Raw genomic sequence first — 23792 nt, 5'->3', positions numbered from 1 at the left:
TTTTTTATCTTAATAATTTTTAAAAATGACTATAACGAGATTGTTTATGTTTACCGATAGCCACTGCCATCTTAATCGTTTAGATTTGACCAAATACGATGGTCAATTGTCTGGCGCAATTGCTGCGATGAAAGAAGCCAATGTCACCCGTGCGATGGCCATTATGTGTGATTTTGCTGAATATGATGAGATTGCCAATATCATCAGTACTTATAATGACGAGACGCTACATCTTGGTATGAGTGTCGGCATTCATCCTTGTGAGGATATCGGCGTATTGCAGTCAGCGACGGTCGAGCGTTTGATAAAAACCGCTGATGCTGAGCATGTGTGGGCAATAGGGGAAACCGGGCTGGATTATTATTGGTCAACTGAAAATAAAAAAGAGCAACAAGCCAGCCTTGCGCGTCATATTCATGCCAGCCAAAGCTTGAAGAAACCGCTTGTCGTGCATATGCGTGACGCCAAAGAAGATACGCTTGATATCCTAAAAGCAGAAGGCGCTGAGCACGGTATTATTCATTGCTTTACTGAAGATTGGGAAACCGCAAAACGCGCATTAGATTTAGGCTTTTATATTTCATTCTCAGGGATTGTTAGCTTTAAAAGTGCGCAAATGATTCAAGATGCGGCAAAAAATATGCCCAAAGATAGAATACTTATCGAAACTGATAGCCCGTATTTAGCCCCGGTACCTAAACGTGGTCGACCAAATGAGCCAGCATACGTGCCATACGTGGCAAGTTATCTTGCTGAGATGTATGGCTGTAGTGGCGAGAAAGTCGGCGCACTGACGGCAAAAAACTTTGAAAATTTACTGGCACAGTATCACTAAAATGGTTATGCTATGACTAATCAGTCATTTATTAACTAGCCTTGGGGTTTTATGTTTGAATTATTTTTAATACTAAACCTAACTGCATGATTATTAATGACTATTTAGCAAACATAAGCATATTTCCTTTGATGGTACTGGCGTAGCTGTTATAAAGTTAATCCGCGCACTGCCAATATACTGATATAAAGGACGGTCATATGCATGATATTGTCAGTTTTTAGGAGAAATTATGAGTCGTCAGCACCAGTTCAAGGTACGAGAAGAGAATATCTTAGCGATGGCGGAGCAATTGCTACTTGAGTCAGGCGATGGTGATATCACTTTGGACAGTTTGGCGGACCAGCTTGATTTGGCTAAAGGCACCTTATATAAGCATTTCTCCAGTAAAGATGAGCTCTACCTGCGTATTATTATCCGTTATGAAGAGCAGTTATTTGAGATTAATCGTATTGATGACTGTCCGTCGGCAGGCGTCGCGCGGATGATTTTTCAGCAGTTATTTAATCCACAAAAAGCCATGCTGCTTAACCAAATTGAAGAGCGTTTGGCGGCATCGGTGACGGGTCTGAACCGTTTATTCGGCGAGCTTTATGATATTCGCCGTCAGCGTATGAAGCGTTTGATTGATATTATCAGCGCGTATTTACAAGAGCAGCATAGTAGCTTAAGTACGCGTGATTATTTGTCCTCAATTTGGGCAATGGGTCAAGGCGGCGCGGGATTATTAAACTCAAGTTTTTATCAGCGCTACTTAGGTCGCCGTGATACTTTGCGTTATGCCTTTGTTCAGCAAATGCTTGAGTTACCAAGCCATTATCCAGCTATTGATGACGAGGTGATGGATGAGGATATGCAAGAATTGGTAGAGCAAATAGAGACTGAGTCAGAAGAGCACCGTAATACCAATTACTAGCTTGTTATTATATTTTGAACGAACTCAGCTATTATTTTATAAAAATCTGTGTTGTTATATTCTGTATGGCAGCACGTTAAATTTATCTTCTAACATGTGTACAGATTTATTTTTTTAATCAGTCATGTCTATCGTTTTATCTACATCGTACTCATACCAACCAATTCGGTGTCATTTCTAATAAAACGACGCCATTCTAGATGACCTCTGTATGTCAAAACCGACTTCCTCAATAGCAGCTCCTAACGTACGCAGTCGCATCGGGCAAGCGGGATTTACCCTTGTCGAAATCGTGGTGGTGGTTGTAATCTTATCTATATTTGCTGGCATGATGAGCTTATCGGTTGGTAGTAGTGAATCACGCAAAAACCGAGCCTTTTATGAGCATTTAACAGACTCACTAAGATATGTACGGCTTTTATCGGCTGAGCGCATGCAACCTATGGGTTTAAGCTTACAAGCCGATAAGCAAGGTCAAATCACGCCCGTCATTGTCACTTTATCTAATCCTTATATTGCTTATCAAGCTCAGGCTTCCACATCTTCTAGTGGAGACAGCACACCTAAGAGCGCTATGGAGTTGTCAGTAGATTTGACGAGTATGTCAGCTGCCGCTTCAGATAAAGTGCCCACACCAAGCTGGAATATTGAGCCAGAAGTTAGCCTGCCTGCCTTACCTAATGGCGTGAGTTTAAGCGTGCAAAGCCTAGATGCAGGTAACCGGACAAACGCAGGACAAACGCAAACGCTACAGCCGTGGTTTACCGACCAAAACGTACCGCAAGTGCTATGGTTTGGCACAGGTCAGGCCACGCCTGTGACGATAGAGGTGCGTCATAATTCGCGTTTGGTAGGCGATGTCATTACGATTATGCCCGATGGCAGTATGTCGATAGGACAAGGGCGATAGCTAATGATAGATAAAGATAAAGCTCTAACTACTAATCTAAATAGAAAATCAATTCTACTAACGCCATCACTATCAAAACGTGAGCACGGATTTACCCTGATTGAAGTCATGGTTGCTTTAGCCATTTTAGCAGTCGTTGCCGTTGCCGCGAGCCGTGCGAGTAGTGCGTATTTAAGCTCCGTAGATGTATTGCGCACCCGTACGCTAGCGCAGTTCGTGGCACAAAACGCCGCTGCGGATTTGCGCATTCAAGATACTTGGCTGACTACCAATAAAACCCAAACTATCAATGCCCAAGGTCGCGATTGGCAAGTGACGATGACCGTTGCTAATGCCATCACACCTGCATTAAAACAGGTGAATATCGCTGTTGCCCCCATTATAGACGGACAGACAGGCAGTGCAGTGACGGATATCAATGTAATGCTAAGTAACGCTGATCAAGAGGTTGGTAGTTTGGATTTGAGCCGTCTAACGCCAGATGGAGATAATCTGTGAGAGCACAGCATGGGTTCACTCTGCTTGAGCTGATGGTGGCGATGGCGATATTTGCCATGCTGGCGGTTGCAGGCTGGCAAGTATTTGATGGCGTTAACCGAGCCCGTGAACGGGCGCAGTTTCATGCGGATAATTTAGCGGTTTTGCAATATGCCTATTTGCAATTACAGCAAGATATGAACCAAATGATTCCCTATCAGGCAGTGGATACGCAAGGTGCTAATTCCTTAACTAATAATGCTGCAAGCAATAATACCGAAAACGATAATACTAATAATAGCAATCAAGAAAACGCACCAGCGCCTGAACCCTTTATGAGTTTAGATGGTGAGCGTATCAGCTTTGTTCGTTTTGCCGACCCTGACCCACGTTATCAAAGCAGCGCGAGTGTGCAGCATATCGAATACATTTTTGCTGATGAACGCTTAATTCGCCGTCAATATACCAGTCTTGGCAGTGACAGCATTAGTCTAGATAGTATATTGCTTGAAGACGTCACGGCTGGGCGCTGGCAAGCTTATTTACCTGAAGTAAGTGCCAAGTTCCCCAATAAAGACAGCAGCAACATCAATAACAACACAGCATCAGGGCAGTTGCCGAGTTCAGCCAAAGCAGCGTCTGAGATTATGCTGTTACCAAAAGGGGTTGCGCTTAACTTTACTTATCAGGATATGCCGATTACTTGGCAATGGGCGCTTACCCCGCAGCCAATACCAAATGTCAGTACAAATACCAGTAATAAAAATATTCCTAACAATCCTAATAACCCTAATGGCAATGATAGTAATAATGGTAATAGCGGTAACAACAATAACGGCAACAGTAATGGCGGCACTAATAACGAAGCTGATGGCAATATAGCAGATAATAATTCAGGCAGCAGTAATGAAAACGCCCCATTTGGTCAATGATAGAGGCTATTTATGCCAAGTAAGCTAGCAATGAAGCCGGTTGTACCCATGAATGCCAACTCCCAACGTGGAGTCGCACTACTGACTATTTTGTTATTGGTGGTCAGTATTACTGTGGTTGCAGGGGCGATGCTTGCCAGTCAAAAGATTGCCATTAGGCGCAGCGGTTTATTGTTTGATCAAAACCAGCTCTTACAAGATATCAATGCAGGTCAGCAATTGGCCGTTACTCTCATTCGTGCTGATGCTAAATTAAATGCTACCGATAGCATGCAGGATATTTGGGCGCAGCCAATACCGCCTTATACGTTAGGTGGACATAGCATTGGCATCGAATTACGCGATGAGGGCAGTCGTTTTAATATTAATAATTTATATCACAATGGCGCCGTTGATACTGCTGCCTTGGCAGTCTTACAAAGGTTGCTCACGCAGTTGAACTTAGAGCCTGATATCGCCATTGCCGTCCTTGATTATCAAGATGCCGACAGCGAGGTATATCAAGATGGCGGTGATGAAAGTGTGGTTTATTCTCAGCAGTCTAATCGCGGCGCAGATAAAAATCTGCCCAATCAAGCATTGCTTAGTATTGATCAATTAGCCGAAGTGAAGGGCTTTAATGCAGAAGTATTAGCGGCACTACGTCCCTATATCACGGCGGTGCCGTATTATTTACCCATTAATATTAATACCGCCAGTCCCGTTTTGCTTGCCGCTTTGGCAGAGGGTGCGAGCAGTCAGCAAATGCAGAGCGTTGTTGAGTTGCGAGCAAAACAAGCATTTAGCTCTATTGATGATGTCTGGCAGTTGCCGATATTAAGTAGTGTAAAAGAAGAGCAGCGCAAAGCCTTAACACCATTATTAGCGGTTGATAGCCAAGCCTTTATGGCGCTTATTACCGCAAGTGATAATGCGACGGTTGGTCAAGCAAGACAACGCTTTGCGACTATTATTATTAGCAAAACGGCCGCTGATAGTGATAAAGCAAATAGCAGTAATAATAACAGTAATGAAAATAGTAATAATGATAATAGCGCTGATGGTAATGCTAAAAATGCGCAAAATACTGATAATAAAAAGCCCAAAGAGGTACGCGTGGTAACGCAACGACTTTGGGCATTTCGACCAATTTTTTGATGGTTATAGATAACCACTATTAAATCACTCGTAAAGATTAAGCCTAATTAATCACTTAAACGGGTTTCTTCGGTAGACTTCCAGTTATAAGCACCATAAAACAGCATTTGTGCTTGGCGCGTGCAATTATGAAGCATCAACTGCTTTTTCTTTTCTATCTCGGCCAAATCGACCTCATCATCATGGTCTTCGGTATAGGTCAGCTCTAGCCAGTCAATAATCCAAGAAAAGAACATATTGACCCCAGCTTCAGCCAATAGCCTACGATCATAAGTATTGATATGATTAAAGGCAGGCTGAAGGGCTAAATCCTCTGCTAGGCTTTGACCGTGCTTTTTAATCAGCTCGTTGATGGCTTTACGGACCGCTTCTGAGCCGCCATAGCGTTCGCTGACTAAAAATTGCCAGTAGCAAGGCTGCTCACTGACCATATATAAAAACATCTGAATACTTTTAGCAATTTGACGCTCAAAACTGCGTTTGCGCCCAATTTGCAAGTTTTCACTTAAGGTTGCAAGCGTTCCGCCCAACTCTTCGATAACCAAGGCGCGACCAAGCGATTCCATATCATCAAAATGGCGATAAAACGCCGTCGGTACCACACCAACCTCGCGCGTGACTTGTCTGAGGCTAATTGAGCTAAAAGACTGTCCTGTCATACATAAATCGAGCACCGCATTGAAAAAAGCGTGCCGAGTCTGAAGTTTCTTTTGTTCGCGACTACTCATAATATTTCAAAATTACCTGATAGATGTCTATCATACTCATTTCATTGCGAAAATACGAATAAAATAGATGATTATCGTTGATGGTTTTCTTAAACTGAGGTTTGGCTCGGTTTTAAATTGCTTCTAGACTGGGTTTTAAAGCTATTAATTTAAAACTGATTGATTTTAAAATTATTGCTTAGACGATGGTGCCCCAATGTCCTTGTAGCTCTTGCGCCAATCGATACGCTTCATGGTCATTCATACCAGTGATAAAGTCTAGGACATTAAGCATATTATCATATGTGTTATCAGCTAGGACGCGACGATGCTCATCAAGATGCGGCTGGAGTAATTTTAGCAAACGCTGCTGCTCAAAGGACATTTGAGTCATCGAAGTGCTGGTCTCATTTATCCAAGCCAATGGCATAAAAGCATCGAGCAGGCGCTGCAAGCATTGATTGGCCATCAGCTCCATCCGCACTTTACTTGGGTGATTAAATATCTTTTCACGCGCCAATTGCTTAGCTTGGTTGATGCCGCTTTGTACGGTCGCATCACAATGGGTAAATAGGCTGCCATGTAGCGTCCCTGCTAGCATCGCGTTACTATTGGCTACAAAGGCATCGGTAACGGCATTGACCAAACGCATCATTGCCCGTGCCCGCAGCGATGCCAAGTGCTGCCTGACTGATACGTGAGTGGGTAGATTAAGATTATCGGGGTGCTCGCCAATCAGCTCATAAAAGATAGCCGCAACCTCCGCATAGCTTAGCATATTCAAATTGATGCCATCCTCCAAATCTATCAGCGCATAGCAAATATCGTCTGCCGCTTCTAATAAATACGCCAGTGGATGACGAGCAAAGCCATCGTGCTGCTCGGAGCGTGGTAGATGTAAACAGGCTGCTAACTCTTCTAACTGCGCAGCCTCACTAAAAAAGCAGCCAAATTTTTGCATGCTAGTGGTGGGACCGCCTTGATAAATAGGGTTGCTTTGATAAATAGAGCTGTCTTGATAAACACCGTTGCTATGGGTTGCAAGCCAAGGGTATTTCATAAACGCGCCCAAAGTGGCACAGGTTAGGCGCATACCACCCATATCAGGGTGATGCTCATTGCGGGTAAGGATACGAAATCCCTGCGCGTTACCTTCATAAGCAAGCAAGTCTAACTGCTCATTGCTGTTTAGATTTTGCAAGACTTTTTGACGGTCAGGATGCATAAACCAGTCACGAATGGCGTACTCACCAGCGTGACCAAATGGTGGATTGCCGATATCATGAGCAAGGCAAGCTGCCTGTACAATAACGCCGACATCAGCGGGCGCGACACCATTTGGTAAGCCACCATCTAATTTATCATGCAGCTTTTCTGCCGCCATGATGCCCAAAGAGCGCCCAATACAAGAAACTTCTAGCGAATGCGTTAATCGCGTATGAATACCGAGTTGATTGGTCAGCGGATGGACTTGGGTTTTTTGATTCAGCTGACGAAAGGAGTGTGAAAACACCAGTCTGTCGTAATCTTTATGAAAGGAGGAACGTGCGCTGTCTTGGGCAGGGGCTTTTTTATTACTACCTAAACGTTGGGCGCTAAATAGCTTTGCCCAATGGTCACTGGAATTAAGCACTTGATTAACAGAAGTAGTCATAGTTTATAGTCCATTATTTCTACCATTTTATTTTATCTTTGCTGTTAGAGACGTTAATTACTTTAACGCTATTACCTTTATTATAATAAAAAAAGCCAGCAACGAGGCTGGCTTTTGGTTGTTCTCTACTAAGACTGTGTAAACATACAATCAGCTATTTAACATTAAAAGTTAAACGTTAAACGTTAAAACGGAAATGCATCACATCGCCATCTTGTACGATATAGGTTTTGCCTTCTAAGCGTGATTTACCAGCTGCTGCTGCGCCTTTTTCACCGTTGTATTCGATAAAGTCATCATAAGCAATCACTTCAGCGCGGATAAAACCACGTTCAAAGTCGGTATGAATCACACCAGCGGCTTCAGGAGCGGTTGCGCCAACAGCGACTGTCCAAGCGCGAACTTCTTTTACGCCAGCAGTAAAGTAAGTCTGCATATCAAGCAAGTCATAACCACCGCGAATCACTTGGTCAAGGCCAGCTTCTTCCATATCCATTTCAGCCAAGAAGTCTTTTTTATCATCTTCATCAAGCTGAGCAATTTCCGACTCGATTTGGTTACATAATGCAATCACGATAGAGTCTTCGCCAGTGGCATAGGCACGTACGGCATCTAGGTACGGGTTATTCTCAAATCCATCTTCACTGACGTTAGCGATATACATGGTTGGCTTTAAGGTAATCAGACCATAACTTCTGATCATTTTTTGCTCATCTTTGTCTAGATTGGCACCGCGAGCGGCCTGACCTTCCGCTAATAATGGCTCGATTTTTTTGAAAATATCGAGCATAGCGCTCGCGTCTTTATCACCGCCTTTGGCTTTTTTGGTTAAGTTGTGGATAGCGCGCTCAACGGCTTCCAAATCGGCCAAGGCTAATTCGGTATTGATGGTTTCGATATCATCAATCGGGCTGACTCGGCCGTCAACGTGGACAACGTTGTCATCGTCAAAGCAGCGTACCACGTGCGCAATCGCATCGGTCTCACGGATATTGGCTAAAAACTGGTTACCCATACCTTCGCCTTTTGAAGCGCCCGCAACCAAACCTGCGATATCAACAAACTCCATCGTCGTCGGTAGTACGCGCTCAGGCTTGACGATATCAGCCAGTTTTTTCAGGCGTGGATCTGGCACAGGTACGATACCCGTATTGGGATCTTTGGTACAAAAGGGAAAATTTTCAGCGGCGATACCCGCTTTGGTCAAGGCGTTAAACAGGGTGGATTTACCCACGTTTGGTAGACCGACAATGCCGCAATTAAAACCCATAACATGCTCTCAATATATTAATAAAATCAGCCAGTATAAGACTTGGTGCTTAGTCATTATCAAGCTCAGTAAAATAGTAACTCAAAATTGGGCGTATTGTAGCAAATTTCAGCCAAAATGGGTGAGGTTGTTATGCTTGCTGTTTCAATTTTTACGGTCAATAGCAATACTTGATAACGCCATTTAATACCGCCATTTAATATCAATACTTGTTATCAACGAAGCTCAGAGCTTTATCTATTATGATAAGCTATTAACTATAAATGATGATTTACGCTGCTGCGCTGTCATCAATAGATAGCACGACAAACCACACCAAAGGCAATTGTTAATAATGAGCACCATTTTTGCTACCCACCATTATAATTATCCGCAGAATTTCGTTGACATGAAACCTAAGCTTACGCGGCTTGAGCAGGCGATTAAAAAGCTCGAGGCCAATTTGATAAATGCGGATACTGAAATATTAGAACAAAGGCTTGCCAGTCATTTAGGTTTGCAAGTGGATTACGCCAGTGAGCTTAATGCCAACCAACTATTGGCTGCCACAACTATTGAGGGCAAAGTATTGGTCATCGCTGGTGCGGGCTCTGGTAAAACCAAAACGTTGACTTATAGAACCAGTTACCTGATAGAAAACGGCATAGCACCAAAAGAGATTTTGCTATTAACCTTTACCCGTAAAGCGGCTAATGAGATTAAAAGTCGGGCTAGAACTTTACTGGCAAGCCGTCTCGCGGATAATAGCCATATAAATGGCAAGGCGCTAAACGATATCACTAGCGGTACTTTTCACTCTTTTTGCAACATGTTATTGCGCCAATATTCAGGGCTGCTTGGCATCAACCCGCGCTTTACTATTTTAGACACGGGCGATAGTGAAGACGCTATCGATTTAATTCATAAAGAAAAGAAGTATCCAACCAAGATAACCAATCAGGCATTTCCGCGCAAAAAAACGTTGCAAAATATCTTTTCAACTTCTAGAAATCGCCGTATTCATATCCGCGATTTAATCGAAAGCACTTATCCTGATATCGCCGTGCATATTCCCATTATTGAACAATTGGCCGTTGACTTTCATGAGTATAAACGCGCCAACCATTTATACGATTTCGATGACATCATCAGCCAAGTGGTACGGCATCTAAAGCACAATGACACCTTTCGACAGCTACTACAAAAGCAATATCGTTATATCATGGTCGATGAATATCAGGATACCAATATCCCGCAAAAAGAGCTGATCGACCTTATCTGTGCGCCTGCGTCAGTGTCGCTGATGGTGGTTGGTGATGATAACCAAAGCATCTATGCCTTTCGCGGTGCCAATTATGAAAATATCTTATTGTTTGGTGAAAGTTACCCTGAAGCAAAACTGATTAAATTGGAGCAAAATTATCGTAGTACGCCAGCGGTTTTAGATTATATCAATGCCTTGTCCGCTCAAATAACTTTAGGTTATCAAAAGCAGCTGTACTCGGGCGTGTCAATAGCAGGCACAAAGCCTGTTTTTCGCCGTCTCAGTGACGAAACCAAAGAGGCAAAATATATTGCCGATAAAATTATTGAATTAAAACCGGACTATGATTATCAAGATTTTGCCGTCTTGTGCCGAACGTCCTTTCAATCTAACTACGTTCAGCTTGAATTTATGGAGCGCAATATTCCATTTATTGTCGTAGGCGGCATCCGCTTTATTGAAAGACGCCATATCAAAGACGTCTTAGCGTTTGTCAAAATACTCTATAACCCGAATGATACGATTGCATGGCACCGTATTTTGACCTTGTTTAAAGGGGTGGGGGCGGTGACGGCGACGCGCTTGACCCAAGCAGTTAATGCCGATAACAATTCCTTCGAGCCTCTATTAGCATCGTCATTTGCGAAAAAAAGCCCACAGCTTAAATCATTGCATGCGACTTTAACCAAAGCCAGTCAGGCCGCATCGGTCGAAATGGTTATTGAGCTGATTCTAGATTTTTATATTCCTGTGCTAAAAACGATTGAAGAGAATTGGCGCGAACGCAGTGAGGACTTTCGGGTACTCAAAAATTTGGCCACAGAATATGAAAGTCTCGATAAATTCTTAGAAAACCTTGCCCTTGATCCGCCGAATGATTCAGTTGCGACAGCGGGCGAGCCTGAGAAAGGAGAAGATAGTAATGATAAAGTTACTATCTCGACCATTCATAGTGCCAAAGGGCTCGAATGGCCAGTTGTTTTTGTCAATTCATTGGTCGATGGTATGACGCCGCATCATCGCTCGCTCAATGATTTCGAAGAGCTTGAGGAAGAGCGTAAGCTATTTTATGTCGCTTGTAGTCGTGCTAAGAGTAGGCTGTTTTTAACAGCACCCGATTATTTTTCGAGCTATTCAGGATACTTTGATAAGCCCTCACGGTTTATCGCTGAGCTGCCTGCTGATAAGTTGACGGTCGAGACCAGCAAAAGTCTTTTAGAGACGCTAGCGAGTGAGGATCCGATTTGGTGGTGATTGATTAATGATATTTTATTTATCCAAAACATGCGTATTTTATTAATCACATCTTCATTATTCCTATCAAAAATAGCTTCCACTTAAACGCATAACCAAAAGTATTGAATAGCAAAAATATTTATATCATAAGGGTTTAATCTTGCGCGCAATGCGTTACTATTACTACCTTATATATTATTTCTCATATTTTATACTTTGTATTAAGACCTTAAAAAAGGACACGTTATGCGCTATGAAGTGATCGTTATCGGTGCAGGTATGGTCGGCACCTCAGTTGCTTGGCATCTACAAAAAAATAACGCTCAAGTTTTGCTATTAGACAAAAAACTACCGGGCTCTGAGACTTCATACGGTAATGCCGGTTTGATTCAACGTGAGGCGATTCATACCCATCCGTTCCCACGTCATCTATCTGAAATGATACGCGTACTGCCGAATCAAGGCACCGATATTCGCTATCGTATTCCGGCAATTTTGCGCTATCATCAGGCGCTATTGCAGTACTGGAAATACTCTACGCCAGCCTCGGTCAAAAAAATAGAAGCCGAGTGGCAGACGCTGATTGAGCATTGCACCAGTGAACACCAAACCATGATTAGCGCCGCAAACGCTGAATATTTGATTAGCCGCAAAGGCTGGTTGCAGCTGCATCGTTCTGAAGAGACTCTGAAAGAAGCCATTGCTGCCGCAATCAAAGACCGTGATCAAGGTGTTGAGCACAATGTATTGACGGTAGATGAATTAAAAGTAATGGAGCCTAGCGCCAATTTTGACGAGTTCGTTGGTGCGATTCATTGGCTCAACTCTTGGCAGGTGTCAAACCCAAGCTTATTGGTTAAATCATACGCAAAAAACTTTCAAGAAATGGGCGGTATCATTAAAGAAAGCGGCGTAAATGAAATTGTGCAAGAGCAAAATGGTTGGAAAGTCATTACCGATAATGACACTTATTATAGTGATAAATTGGTCATTGCCGCTGGACCTTGGTCTAATGATTTAATCAAACCACTTGGTTATGATTTGCCATTGTTCCCGATGCGTGGCTATCATCAGCATTTTAAAGTGACGGAAAAAAACACCATCAACCATAGTATGTTTGATATGGATAAAGGCTTTGTGATGGGGCCAATGCAACAAGGTATCCGCATTACCACCGGTGCTGAGATGACCACGATGGATGCGCCAAAGAACTTTGGTCAATTGAATACCGTATTAAAACTTGCGCGCAAAATTCTCCCGCTAGAAGATGCCGTTGAGAGTGAAGCATGGGCAGGCTCACGTCCTTGTATGCCTGACATGAAGCCAGTTATCGGTCCTGCGCCGCAGCACGACAAATTATGGTTTGCCTTTGGTCATAGCCATCAGGGTTTCACCTTGGGGCCAATGACAGGTCGTCTGGTCGAAGAGATGATTCATGACAAGCCAACACTCGTTGATATTAAGGCCTTTAGTGCCGAGCGTTTTTCTCGCTAAGTTCTTGTTAAGCGCTGTTTAATAAAACATGAGCCGTTTATATATTTGAAAGCTCATGTATTTAAAAGTATTAAAAAATTAAGGATAATAATCCATGCAAAAGCTCCATAGTAACCAACGTATGAGTCAGATTGTGATTCATAACCAGACTATTTATCTGTCTGGTCAAGTGGGTAATGGCGAAGATGATATCAAAGCCCAAACCTTAACTTGCTTAGAGAAAGTCGAAAAATTACTGCAAGAAGTTGGTGGTGATAAATCAAAGCTGCTATCAGCAACCGTCTGGCTAAAAAGCATGTCAGATTTTGCCGCGATGAATGAAGTTTGGGATAAATGGTTCGAAGGCGTCCAGCCACCAGCGCGAGCTTGTGGTGAGTCTGCGCTGGCCCGTCCTGAGTTATTGGTCGAGATTACGGTTATCGCTGCTGAATAAGTACTTCCACTTAATTAGATATACTAGGTGCTTAGGTTGATAGCGAGATAGAGTAAAAGGGTGTGATGTGATATCACGCCCTTTTCTATGAGCTATTTATACAAATTAGTCTATAATCAACACCATCTAACATATTTGACGCGCAACCAAACAGGGTCACCCATTATGATTAATACCAAAATATATAAATCCATTTATGTTTTAGCAGAAAAACTGCTAGAAGCGGACAGTAAAAATGATCAAAAAACCTTTGATGCGCTATATGCGCAGTTAAAAGATCTTTGCATCGAAAATGAAAAAAGCGATAAAGACCATCCTGAACAGTGGGAGACACTGGCTGACTTTACCGAGGATTTGGATGAAGCGCTGGTTATCTATCAAAAGGCGTTAGATAAAGCCGCGGCGATTAATTCAAAAGACCATTTGTCATCGATTGCTTTTTCTATGGCTGAGCTGCAAATCGAATTGGGTCAAACAGATGCTGCCATCAAAAACCTAGAGAATGCTAAAATCAGCGCTAATAAAATCGAAGACAGAGAGTTTAAAGTCGAGATAAATGAGTTGCTAGCAAAACTCTTGGCAGAGTAAATTTAAGCTGTGGTTGTGAGTGCATAGCTAAGCATTATTTGAATTCATAACCGCTACTTTAAAGTAAAAAAGCGCTCAAAGAATGGTAAAACCCACGCTCTAATATGTGGGTTTTGTTTTATCTGTATAAAAATTAGGATGATTTCCTTGAAGACATTGAACACATTTATAGCGCCTACGATTATAAATATAGAAAATCACGAGCTGCATCAGAAGTTACAGCAAATCATCGACCAAAAGACCAAGCCGCTTGGCGCACTTGGATGCTTAGAGACGCTTGCGGTGCAGTTGGGTATGATTCAAGGTACAACCACGCCGCATATTAACCAACCTCAAATTCGAGTATTTGCTGCCGACCATGGTCTAACCAAGCATGGTACATCTGCATATCCTAGTGCAGTTACTGCGCAAATGGTTTATAACTTTTTGCAAGGCGGCGCTGCCATTAATGTCTTAGCGCGTCAGCATAATATTGAGCTAAAAGTAGTCGATGCTGGCGTCGATGCTGACTTTGCACCCCATGCTCAATTGCTCAATTATAAAGTCCGTCACGGTAGCCGTGATGCGCTAACTGAGCCTGCGATGAGCGCAGCAGAGTGCTTAGCTGCCTTAGAGAGCGGCATGAAAGTTGTCGAAAACTCAGAGGGTAATTTGCTTATCGTCGGTGAAATGGGTATTGGTAATACGTCCGCTGCCAGTTTATTGCTGGCAAGGTTGGGCGATATACCGATTAATGATTGCATCGGTCGCGGCACCGGTCTTGACGATACAGGATTACAGCACAAGGTAAGTATTTTAACGCAAGTGTTAGCGCGCCACCGTGAAGCAAAAGCGCCATTCGAGGTACTTGCTGCGTTGGGCGGGCTTGAGATTGCAATGATGGCAGGGGCGCTGATTCAGGCCGCTAGTGAGCGCCGTGTTCTCCTAATAGATGGCTTTATTGCCAGTAGCGCGTTGTTGGCGGCTGAGCGTCTAGCGCCCGGTGTTGCTCAATATGCTATCTTTGCCCATCACTCGGTTGAACCAGGGCATTCGCATTTATTAAAGCTTCTTAATGCTGAGCCATTACTTAATATGGGTATGCGCCTAGGCGAGGGCAGCGGTGCAGCACTGGCGTATCCATTGCTTCAATCGGCTTGTGCCATTATAAATGAGATGGCAAGTTTTAATGATGCAGGTATTAGTGGACAAAATAGCTAATGTCACGATTATCAAAAAAGCCATTAAATCAACTAGAGCCGCCACAGCAACCATTGTCTAAACCAAGCGTTGGTCAATTTATAAAGCATGAATGGCGTCTATTATTGGTGGCGGTGCAGTTTTTGACTCGCTTGCCCGTACCGCAATTTGTCAATTATGATCCGCAGTGGTTGCACCAGAGCAGCCGTCATTTTCCTGGAGTAGGTTTATTGGTTGGGCTGCTCTGCGCTGGCGTATTTTGGCTAGGCAGTATCTTATTTACGCCCTTGGTAGCAGCAGTAATAAGTACCGCTTTTGGGATTAGGCTCACTGGCGCTTTCCATGAAGATGGACTTGCTGATAGTTGCGATGGTTTAGGCGGTGGTCTGACCCGCGAGCGTACTTTAACCATTATGAAAGACTCACGTTTAGGAACTTATGGTGTACTAGGGTTGGTATGCGCGTTACTTATCAAAATCAGTTTACTGACTGCCATGCCACTATCGGTGGCTATTGTGGCGCTGATTATTGGTCATACTGCCTCACGCTTCTTATGTATTAGCTTACTGGCGCTATTGCCTTATGGCGGTGAGATTGAGCATGCCAAGGCCAAACCGATGGCGCAGCAGCTGACGCCCTTTCAAGGACTATTGAGCAGTGGATGGTTGCTATTGGCTGGCGTACTCGTCCTGCTCCTGTTTCCTACTACCATGCAGCAAATTGGTGTCTGGCAATGGCTATTGGCTTTATTATTAGGCCTCATAGCGACAGACTATATGCGGCGCTTATTACGCAGACGTTTACAGGGTTATACGGGTGATGGTTTAGGTGCGACGCAGCAGCTGAGTGAGATTGCTATTTATATCGGACTTGCTGCCTCTATATCTATACCGTTCATCTGATATAAAAATGATGCTCAAAACAGGATAGTAACAGCAAATGATTTTTCATATTTGGCGCCATCCAAAGCCCATTGCGGCTAATGGGTTTTGCATTGGACAAACGGATATCAGTGTCGATAAACGCAAAATCAAACGCCTTGCTAATAAAATACAGCGCTTTGTGCGTCTGCATCAATTACCAAAATTCATTTGGGTCAGCCCGTTACAGCGCTCCTTAAAAGTGGGTGAGATGCTAGCGCAGCAAGGCTTTCAATATCATGTCGCCCCTGAGCTTGCAGAGATTGATTTTGGTAACTGGGATGGTCAGCCTTGGGCACAAATACCAAAACAAGAAATTGATGACTGGTGTAATAACTTTGCTGATTTTGCACCTAAGCACGGCGAAAGTTTACAGCAGTTATTTGAGCGTGTTGAAAGTTGGATAAATTCGATGGCTAGGCAAAATAGTAGTCATAGACCAATATTGGTCGTCGGTCATGCAGGTTGGATAAATGCTGCTAGTATGATAGTTGCTGGACAAGAAGTGCCGAAGAAAGCCGTTGAATGGCCACGACCCGTCAATTATTTAGAGCATTCTCAACTAGATTTTTATTAAAAAAACTGACCATTTATAATGGCCAGTTTCTTGGGTAATGCATTTTTCAATCTATTTTTCATAATTATATATCTATCATCAATACATAAATAAAAACTGCCTAAGCAATCTTATCAAACCAAGCTTTATTATCTGCTGCACTCATAGAATCAAAGCTAACATAGATACCTTCGTCATCTAAAGTTGCGTACCAATGGTCATCATTACTACCAGTCAGCACTTGAAAGTATTTATTATTCACGATTCTACCAACGGTATATATCTTACCTTCTGAGTAAAAATCATTACCTTGGATACAGATTAATTTGTCGTCAGTATTTATCATAGCGTCCTATTTTATCCGTAGTTATACATTTATATAGGTATAGGATAGCAATTAAGATGTTGATATTAAAGGTGACTTTATAAGCAGTAATTTATTATTAAGTATAGATTGTATGGGTATTTTATTACCAATTATTACTCTCAGATATCATTGTAAGTTTTTATTAAATATTTTATCAGATTTAGCTTGGCGAGATTCAAAACACAAAAAAGCCAGCAACATGATGTTACTGGCTTTTCTTTAGACTCGCACTAAATATTACTCTTCAGAGTAATCTTCGTTCTCGTCTTCAACTTCTTCTGCTGAATCTTGAGTGTCGCCATCTTCTGAAAGAATGGTTACTAAGATACTAGCAGTAACGTCGTGGTGTAGCTGAATATCAACATTATATTCGCCAACTTGACGTAAAGTGCCTTCAGGTAGCTTGATTTCAGCACGGTCAACTTCTAGACCTGAGTTAGTCAATGCTTCAGCGATATCGCGAGTACCGATAGAGCCGAATAGCTTGCCTTCGTCACCTGATTTAGCGCGCATGATAACATTAACGTCAGTTAATGCGTCAGCACGTTCTTGAGCAACAGCTACTTCTTTTGCTTCTTCAGCTTCAAGCTCAGCACGACGTGCTTCGAACTTTTCAATGTTAGCTGCAGTAGCAGGTAGTGCTTTACCCAAAGGGATAAGAAAGTTACGTCCGTAACCTGGTTTCACATCGACAGTTTCACCGAGTTTACCAAGGTTGACGATACGCTGTAACAAAATAATTTGCATGAGTCATTCCTAGTTAAAATTAACGGTTAACCCTGATGGTTATCAGTGTATGGAAGTAGCGATAAATAACGAGCTTGCTTGATAGCAGTCGCTAATTGACGCTGATACTTAGTAGATGTACCGGTAATGCGGCTTGGTACAATTTTACCATTATCACTGATGTACTGTTTTAGCAATTCAACATCTTTATAATCGATGTGAGTGATGCCTTCAGCAGTGAAACGGCAGAATTTGCGACGGCGATAGAAACGTGCCATGAGTATTCTCCTTTAATTAGTCTTCACTGTGGTCGTTGTCGTCACTGTCGTTTTCACGACTGTCAGGACGACGAGTAGTTGCTTTGCGTGCGCGTTTTTCATCGGCATTCTTGGCTAACTGCGACTCTTCAGTGACAGCATCGTCACGGCGCATAACTAGACTACGAATGATCGCGTCGTTATAACGGAATAATTCTTCAAGTTCAGCTAAAGTCTCGCCGTCAGTTTCGATGTTGAAAAGAACGTAATGAGCTTTGTGAATCTTGTTGATTGGGTAAGCCAGTTGACGGCGGCCCCAATCTTCTAGACGATGGATTGCACCGCCGTTGTCTTGAACTAACTTAATATAGCGTTCAACCATGCCGACCACTTGGTCGCTTTGGTCTGGGTGTACAAGTAACACCAGTTCGTAATGTCGCATTATGACTCCTTACGGATTAGTAGCTATTAACCCTATGTTAATAGCAAGGAGATTTATAAGGTAAGCCCAAATTTTATCGGATTCTATAAAAACAATAGGGGATAAGCTTAGTTTATAAAGCGCCGTATTATAACAGTACTCAGTGCTTAACACAAAGATTAATCACTAAGCAGCTGTTAATAAACAATAAAAGCAGCAAATACTGCTCTACTAATAAAAAGTGGCGCCTAAACGCCACTTTTTAATATAACTTTATAATAATCATTTTTATAACAAGGTTATAAGTTAATTATTAAATTAATTATTTTACTTTTGGCTGTTTGATTAATTGGCTGCTATCCGCTTTTACCACCAAGGTTTTAGCAAGTTTGTCATGCCAACCGATATTTTCAGGGCTTTTTGAGGCCATATAATAATGAACAATAATGACGACAAAGCCTAAAAAGCTGGTAAATGAGAATAATAAGTTATAAATAATAAATAGCAGTAGCGTACGCATGCCGATAAGCTTGGTAAAAGATGGCAGGCGATGGGTCGTTTGGTCGACGACGCGAATACCGGTAATCAGCTTACCAAGTGATTGTCCACGTAAGGTAATAAACACCAGTTGCAGTGCAAATAGGCCAAATACCATCACTTGTGACATCATCAAGGTGCTGCTTGGAATACTTTCCATTAGCGTCATTGAATACTGATAAGCGGCATCCATATCTTGGATATTTTGAAACTTGGTATAATCCACATCCATTTTGGTTAATGCCATGACTAGCGGAAAAATCGCTAATAAATATAGTAGAGCATTAAGTGCCGTTGCCAATACTCGCGACATAATAGGCGCAAGGACGACATTGCCTACGACTTTATCTTTTGCTGAGGTGGCATTAGTCGTACTAGATTTATTTAATGAGACATTGCCAGTTGGCTTGTATTGACGATTGGTTGTCATGTCCACTTTGCTATTTTTAGCATTTTCTGCCGGACGTTCAGGCTTACCGTATAATCTGTCTAGCGATACAGTTTTATTATCCTGAGCAGTGCTGCTAGCAGAATCTTCTGGAAAGATAGTGACATTATTGATAATAGAGTCGTTATTATCTGCCGACACTATAGGAGCAGGACGGTAGTAAGGCTGGTTGTTGGTTAAATTACCAACACGCTGCCACTGATCTAAGCCTTCATGCCATATCAAATCATCTAATACGACTTCACCAGAGGTCAGCATGATATTGAGCTGATCCAAAGTGTATGGACCGGCTTGTACGTTATTTCGAGCAAGGAAAATCTGCATAATTGCCTACATAGTTAGTCATATCTCAAGTCACTGTTTTTAAAAAGCTATCTTTAAAAAACGGCTTTTAAGTCACTTTTGGTAATACATTATATTAGGGTCTATTTGAAAAAATCAAATAGACCCTAATGACTATATTTTACATGACAATGTGAGTTAACGCTGTGACTGAACGTTACGGCTTACTTCGCTTCTTCACCGGCTAAGAAGAACCAAGTATCTAACACTGAGTCAGGGTTTAATGACACTGAGTCGATACCTTGTTCCATGAGCCAGTAAGCAAGATCTGGGTGATCTGATGGACCTTGACCACAAATACCAATGTATTTGCCCGCTTTATTACAAGCTTCAATCGCCATAGATAATAGTTTCTTAACCGCAGGATCACGCTCATCAAATAGATGTGAGACGATACCTGAGTCACGATCTAGACCAAGCGTCAACTGAGTCAAATCGTTTGAACCGATTGAGAAACCATCGAAGTGCTCTAGGAACTCTTCTGCTAATAGGGCGTTAGTTGGTAACTCACACATCATGATGACGCGCAGACCGTTTTCACCACGTTTTAGACCATTTTTCTCAAGTAGCTCGATGACTTCTTTGGCTTCGCCAACGGTACGGACGAATGGAATCATAATCTCGACGTGAGTCAGACCCATCTCATCACGGACGCGTTTTAGTGCTTTACACTCAAGCTCGAAGCAGTCACGGAAATTATCAGAAACGTAGCGGCTAGCACCGCGGAAACCAAGCATTGGGTTTTCTTCTGATGGTTCGTACAGCTTACCACCTAATAGATTGGCATATTCGTTTGATTTGAAATCAGACATACGAACGATAACAGGCTGATCCATAAAGGCTACAGCCAGCGTTGAGATACCTTCAACCAATTTGTCCACGTAGAAATCAACCGGTGAGGCATAACCTGCGATGCGCTCATTGATGGCTTGTGCAATTTCACGTGGCAAGCTGTTCATATTTAGCAATGCTTTTGGATGCACACCAATCATACGGTTGATAATAAACTCAAGACGCGCAAGACCGATGCCTTCGTTTGGCATTTGGGTAAATGAGAAAGCGCGATCTGGGTTACCAACGTTCATCATCACTTTAAAGGCAAGCTCTGGCATAGACTCAACAGAGTTGGTCTGTACTTCAAAATCAATCTGACCTTCATAAGTAAAGCCAGTATCACCTTCAGCACAAGAAACCGTGACGTCTTGACCATCAACCAATAGTTCAGTGGCATTACCACAACCGACGATAGCTGGAACACCAAGCTCACGGGCGATAATAGCAGCATGACAGGTACGACCACCACGGTTGGTGATGATAGCAGAAGCACGCTTCATGACTGGTTCCCAATCCGGATCCGTCATATCTGATACTAATACGTCGCCATCTTGTACTTTGTCCATCTCGTTTAAGTTGCTAACGATACGGACTTTACCAGCGCCGATGCGTTGACCGATTGAACGACCTTCGCATAGGATTTTAGCATCGCCAGTATTGATGATATAACGCTCCATGACATTACTGTCTTGGCGGCTCTTAACGGTTTCTGGACGTGCTTGCACGATAAAGATTTCACCGCTGTCGCCGTCTTTTGCCCACTCGATATCCATCGCTTGACCATAATGCTTTTCAATGGTCATCGCTTGTTTGGCAAGTGAATTCAGCTCTTCAGTTGATAAAGAGAACTGCATGCGCTCTTCTTTTTCAACATCAATGATTTTTACAGATTTAGTGGTGCTACCTTCATCACCGTAAATCATTTTCTTATGCTTGCTACCTAGGTTGCGACGGATAATCGCCGGTTTACCATTAGCAAGTAATTTTTTCGATACATAGAACTCATCTGGGTTGACCGCGCCTTGCACGACCATTTCACCTAGACCGTAGCTTGAGGTGATAAAGACCACTTGATCAAAACCACTTTCGGTATCTAGGGTGAACATAACGCCGGCAGCGCCAGTTTCTGAACGAACCATACGCTGTACAGCAGCAGATAGGGCAACACCTTCATGCTCAAAACCTTTATGCACACGATAAGAGATAGCACGGTCGTTATATAGAGACGCAAATACTTCTTTAATCGCAATTAGGACGTTATCAATGCCGCGAATGTTCAAGAAAGTTTCTTGCTGACCAGCAAATGAAGCATCTGGCAAATCTTCAGCAGTCGCAGAAGAACGTACCGCAACCGCGATGTCTTCGCCGCCACTCATGGTTTCAAATGACTGACGCACTTCTTGCTCAAGGTCACTTGGCAGCTCTTGCTCAATGATCCACGTACGGATTTTTTTACCCGTTTCGGCAAGCTTGTTGACATCATTAACATCAAGCGCTTTAAGCTCGTTGTTGATTTTGTCTAGTAAGCCTGTTTCTGTCAAAAAACGATTGAACGCATTTGAAGTGGTCGCAAAGCCACCTGGAACGCTGACACCCAAATCAGATAGATGGCTGATCATCTCGCCAAGCGAGGCATTCTTGCCGCCAACCATATCAATGTCATCTTTTCCTAGCTGATCAAGATTGATTACAAGTGCTGTAGATTGCGCTGCCATGATAACTCCAGAAAATAAGGTTATTTAGTAAAGATTATAATGGTCGATTATACCCCTATATTTGGATAATTTCGATACCTAGAACCAAAAAATTCGTCAAAAAGATACAAATTGTGGGGATTGCTACATATTTGTGCGCTAAGAATATAATATTTGCCTGCTAGAATATAATAAAAATGCAGATGTGACTGATTTTATCAGTCATTTAAAAGCACTAATATTAGATAAAGTAGCCGAAATTAACTTAAGGCTGTCATAAAATAGCTTTAAAATTTTCGTGTCTATTTTTCTTTTATATATAGGCGACTATACAACTGTTAAATTCTAGATAACTCTTTAAGCATTGCTAAAGGGTTTAATGAGAGGTTTAAAAGTGAGCTTTATTTTGATGCTGGCTTTTATAATAGCTTTTAAGTGTACGCCTGTAACATTGATTTCTATTGAACGGCTATTATGCGTATAATATAGCGCATAGATACGTGCTAAACGCGCCTATACTAATTAAGTGCTATTTAACAGCCAATGACTATTAAATAGCATGACAAATAAATATCTAATAAAAACTTTTATGATAAGTTTTTATTAGAAATTGCTATAAACGGCTAGCAAGAGCCGATTGAAGATTTTTCAGCGCTAAGCAAAAGCGACTATTGAGGTTTTAACGTTTTAACAAAGGTGTTCACGTTATGTTCGCAAACAATCCGCCCGAAGCAGCCAATCCGACTATTCAAAACAAACAAGCATTGCAAGTAGATAACGACCAAAATATCAGAACAGCCTTTTTTATCTCTGATGGTACGGCAATCACTGCCGAAACTCTCGGACGTGCTATTTTAAGTCAGTTTGCCTCTGTGCCTTTTGAGACTCGAGTATTGCCTTATGTCGATAGCTTAGAGCGTGCTGAAGATGCGGTTGAACAAATCAATACCGCGTATCAACGCGATGGTTTATTGCCATTAGTATTCGATACGATTGTCAGCCCCGAAATTCGCGAAAAAATCAACTCAGCACATAGCTGTAACTTGGATATGTATGAAGGTTTAATCGGTCGGGTAGCTGAAGAGACGGGTGTCGAGCCGGACGGACATTCGGGTCATGCCCATGATAACGTTGATTCTGAGACTTATAAAGAGCGTATCGATGCCGTGCATTTTGCTTTAGACAATGATGATGGGGCACGCACCCGCCATTACCATGCGGCAGATATTATTCTTATCGGCGTTTCGCGCTCTGGTAAAACGCCAACGTCATTATATTTGGCGCTACAATTTGGTATTCGGGCGGCAAACTATCCTTTAACCGAAGAAGATTTAAACGACAATAACCTGCCCAAAGCCTTACGCGAGCATAAACATAAGCTATTTGGTTTGATTATCGATACCGATCGCTTGGTGAAGATCCGCCAAGAACGCCGCGCAGGTAGTCGTTATTCAAGCTATCAGCAATGTCAGCAAGAGCAGCGTGCAATACAGGGGATTTATACCTCGCAAGGTATTCCAAGCCTTGATGTATCCGAGATGTCTGTTGAAGAGATTGCCACCCGTATCTTGCAGATGACAGGTCTTAAACGCCGGATTGGTTAAATATAGTAATTAATAACGTCCAATAAATAGCTAGGGTAACGGTAACAACTTAACTCTAGCCAACATTGCAAAATA

General features: G+C 42.5%; 23 protein-coding genes. 14 read left to right on the top strand and 9 right to left on the bottom strand.

Annotation, left to right across the window (positions count from 1 at the left end; genetic code table 11):
- Window positions 1-46: 46 nt before the first annotated feature.
- From AC2FA3_RS11320 to gspK, 6 genes are all read left to right on the top strand, one after another.
- Window positions 47-835 carry a TatD family hydrolase gene (locus tag AC2FA3_RS11320; RefSeq protein WP_490509647.1) on the top strand — a complete coding sequence of 263 codons (789 nt, stop codon included), beginning with the start codon at window positions 47-49 and terminating at the stop codon, window positions 833-835.
- 232 nt (window positions 836-1067) lie between these two features.
- The gene (locus AC2FA3_RS11315; RefSeq protein WP_201543168.1) at window positions 1068-1751 is read left to right on the top strand and encodes a TetR/AcrR family transcriptional regulator; all 684 of its coding nucleotides are present in this window, start codon (window positions 1068-1070) and stop codon (window positions 1749-1751) included.
- 211 nt (window positions 1752-1962) lie between these two features.
- Window positions 1963-2661, top strand: coding sequence for a prepilin-type N-terminal cleavage/methylation domain-containing protein (locus AC2FA3_RS11310; RefSeq protein ID WP_490509646.1), 699 nt, complete (start codon window positions 1963-1965; stop codon window positions 2659-2661).
- A gap of 3 nt (window positions 2662-2664) precedes the next feature.
- Window positions 2665-3159 carry a type II secretion system minor pseudopilin GspI gene (gene gspI / locus AC2FA3_RS11305; RefSeq protein ID WP_490509645.1) on the top strand — a complete coding sequence of 165 codons (495 nt, stop codon included), beginning with the start codon at window positions 2665-2667 and terminating at the stop codon, window positions 3157-3159.
- Entirely contained in the window at window positions 3156-4070 is a 915-nt protein-coding gene (locus AC2FA3_RS11300) for a type II secretion system protein GspJ (RefSeq protein WP_490509643.1), read from the top strand. Before gspI ends, AC2FA3_RS11300 begins: the two co-directional genes overlap by 4 nt.
- Window positions 4071-4082: 12 nt before the next feature.
- Entirely contained in the window at window positions 4083-5207 is a 1125-nt protein-coding gene (gspK, locus tag AC2FA3_RS11295; protein WP_490509642.1) for a type II secretion system minor pseudopilin GspK, read from the top strand.
- A 47-nt stretch (window positions 5208-5254) separates the two neighbouring features.
- Here the strand turns inward: gspK and AC2FA3_RS11290 are convergent, their stop codons facing one another.
- The 3 genes from AC2FA3_RS11290 to ychF form a co-directional block, all read right to left on the bottom strand.
- Window positions 5255-5935, bottom strand: a complete 681-nt coding sequence (locus tag AC2FA3_RS11290; RefSeq protein ID WP_201543164.1) for a TetR family transcriptional regulator — start codon at window positions 5933-5935, stop codon at window positions 5255-5257.
- A gap of 178 nt (window positions 5936-6113) precedes the next feature.
- Complete coding sequence (locus AC2FA3_RS11285) at window positions 6114-7568, bottom strand: deoxyguanosinetriphosphate triphosphohydrolase (RefSeq protein ID WP_490509641.1); 1455 nt, start codon at window positions 7566-7568, stop codon at window positions 6114-6116.
- Window positions 7569-7746: 178 nt separating this feature from the next.
- Window positions 7747-8838, bottom strand: a complete 1092-nt coding sequence (ychF, locus tag AC2FA3_RS11280) for a redox-regulated ATPase YchF (RefSeq protein ID WP_490509640.1) — start codon at window positions 8836-8838, stop codon at window positions 7747-7749.
- Window positions 8839-9172: 334 nt separating this feature from the next.
- On the opposite strand from ychF, the gene AC2FA3_RS11275 reads away from it, so the two are divergent.
- The 7 genes from AC2FA3_RS11275 to AC2FA3_RS11245 all read left to right on the top strand — a co-directional run bounded on the left by AC2FA3_RS11275 (window position 9173) and on the right by AC2FA3_RS11245 (window position 16508).
- Entirely contained in the window at window positions 9173-11335 is a 2163-nt protein-coding gene (locus AC2FA3_RS11275; protein WP_490509639.1) for an ATP-dependent helicase, read from the top strand.
- 228 nt (window positions 11336-11563) lie between these two features.
- The gene (locus tag AC2FA3_RS11270; RefSeq protein WP_490509638.1) at window positions 11564-12811 is read left to right on the top strand and encodes an NAD(P)/FAD-dependent oxidoreductase; all 1248 of its coding nucleotides are present in this window, start codon (window positions 11564-11566) and stop codon (window positions 12809-12811) included.
- Between the two features lie 94 nt (window positions 12812-12905).
- Window positions 12906-13244 (top strand): RidA family protein, encoded by a 339-nt coding sequence (locus AC2FA3_RS11265; RefSeq protein ID WP_490509637.1) that lies wholly within the window; start codon window positions 12906-12908, stop codon window positions 13242-13244.
- A 165-nt stretch (window positions 13245-13409) separates the two neighbouring features.
- A complete protein-coding gene (locus AC2FA3_RS11260) occupies window positions 13410-13832 on the top strand; it encodes a tetratricopeptide repeat protein (RefSeq protein ID WP_201543159.1) in 423 nt (140 codons plus the stop codon).
- A gap of 147 nt (window positions 13833-13979) precedes the next feature.
- Window positions 13980-15032, top strand: coding sequence for a nicotinate-nucleotide--dimethylbenzimidazole phosphoribosyltransferase (cobT, locus tag AC2FA3_RS11255; protein WP_490509635.1), 1053 nt, complete (start codon window positions 13980-13982; stop codon window positions 15030-15032).
- Window positions 15032-15913, top strand: coding sequence for an adenosylcobinamide-GDP ribazoletransferase (gene cobS / locus AC2FA3_RS11250; protein ID WP_490509634.1), 882 nt, complete (start codon window positions 15032-15034; stop codon window positions 15911-15913). The genes cobT and cobS overlap by 1 nt, the downstream gene beginning before the upstream one ends.
- Before the next feature lie 37 nt (window positions 15914-15950).
- Entirely contained in the window at window positions 15951-16508 is a 558-nt protein-coding gene (locus tag AC2FA3_RS11245; protein ID WP_490509632.1) for a histidine phosphatase family protein, read from the top strand.
- A 100-nt stretch (window positions 16509-16608) separates the two neighbouring features.
- Here AC2FA3_RS11245 and AC2FA3_RS11240 read toward each other — a convergent pair whose 3' ends face one another.
- From AC2FA3_RS11240 to ppsA, 6 genes are all read right to left on the bottom strand, one after another.
- Window positions 16609-16833 carry a hypothetical protein gene (locus AC2FA3_RS11240; RefSeq protein ID WP_490509631.1) on the bottom strand — a complete coding sequence of 75 codons (225 nt, stop codon included), beginning with the start codon at window positions 16831-16833 and terminating at the stop codon, window positions 16609-16611.
- A 258-nt stretch (window positions 16834-17091) separates the two neighbouring features.
- Window positions 17092-17601 carry a 50S ribosomal protein L9 gene (gene rplI / locus AC2FA3_RS11235; RefSeq protein WP_201543154.1) on the bottom strand — a complete coding sequence of 170 codons (510 nt, stop codon included), beginning with the start codon at window positions 17599-17601 and terminating at the stop codon, window positions 17092-17094.
- 26 nt (window positions 17602-17627) lie between these two features.
- Window positions 17628-17858 (bottom strand): 30S ribosomal protein S18, encoded by a 231-nt coding sequence (gene rpsR / locus AC2FA3_RS11230; protein ID WP_010198808.1) that lies wholly within the window; start codon window positions 17856-17858, stop codon window positions 17628-17630.
- A gap of 16 nt (window positions 17859-17874) precedes the next feature.
- Window positions 17875-18279, bottom strand: coding sequence for a 30S ribosomal protein S6 (gene rpsF / locus AC2FA3_RS11225; protein WP_149489873.1), 405 nt, complete (start codon window positions 18277-18279; stop codon window positions 17875-17877).
- 301 nt (window positions 18280-18580) lie between these two features.
- Window positions 18581-19567: an RDD family protein gene (locus tag AC2FA3_RS11220; RefSeq protein WP_490509629.1), complete on the bottom strand. Its 987-nt coding sequence runs from the start codon at window positions 19565-19567 to the stop codon at window positions 18581-18583.
- Between the two features lie 182 nt (window positions 19568-19749).
- Complete coding sequence (ppsA, locus tag AC2FA3_RS11215) at window positions 19750-22134, bottom strand: phosphoenolpyruvate synthase (protein ID WP_490509628.1); 2385 nt, start codon at window positions 22132-22134, stop codon at window positions 19750-19752.
- Window positions 22135-22820: 686 nt separating this feature from the next.
- Here ppsA and ppsR point away from each other — a divergent pair.
- Window positions 22821-23717, top strand: coding sequence for a posphoenolpyruvate synthetase regulatory kinase/phosphorylase PpsR (gene ppsR / locus AC2FA3_RS11210; RefSeq protein WP_227679121.1), 897 nt, complete (start codon window positions 22821-22823; stop codon window positions 23715-23717).
- Window positions 23718-23792: the final 75 nt, after the last annotated feature.

The sequence above is a fragment of the Janibacter sp. CoH_79_TC_3 genome (genome assembly GCF_058197955.1).
Note: the sequence above shows the minus strand (reverse complement) of the source record. Positions and strands in the feature narration are given on the sequence as shown.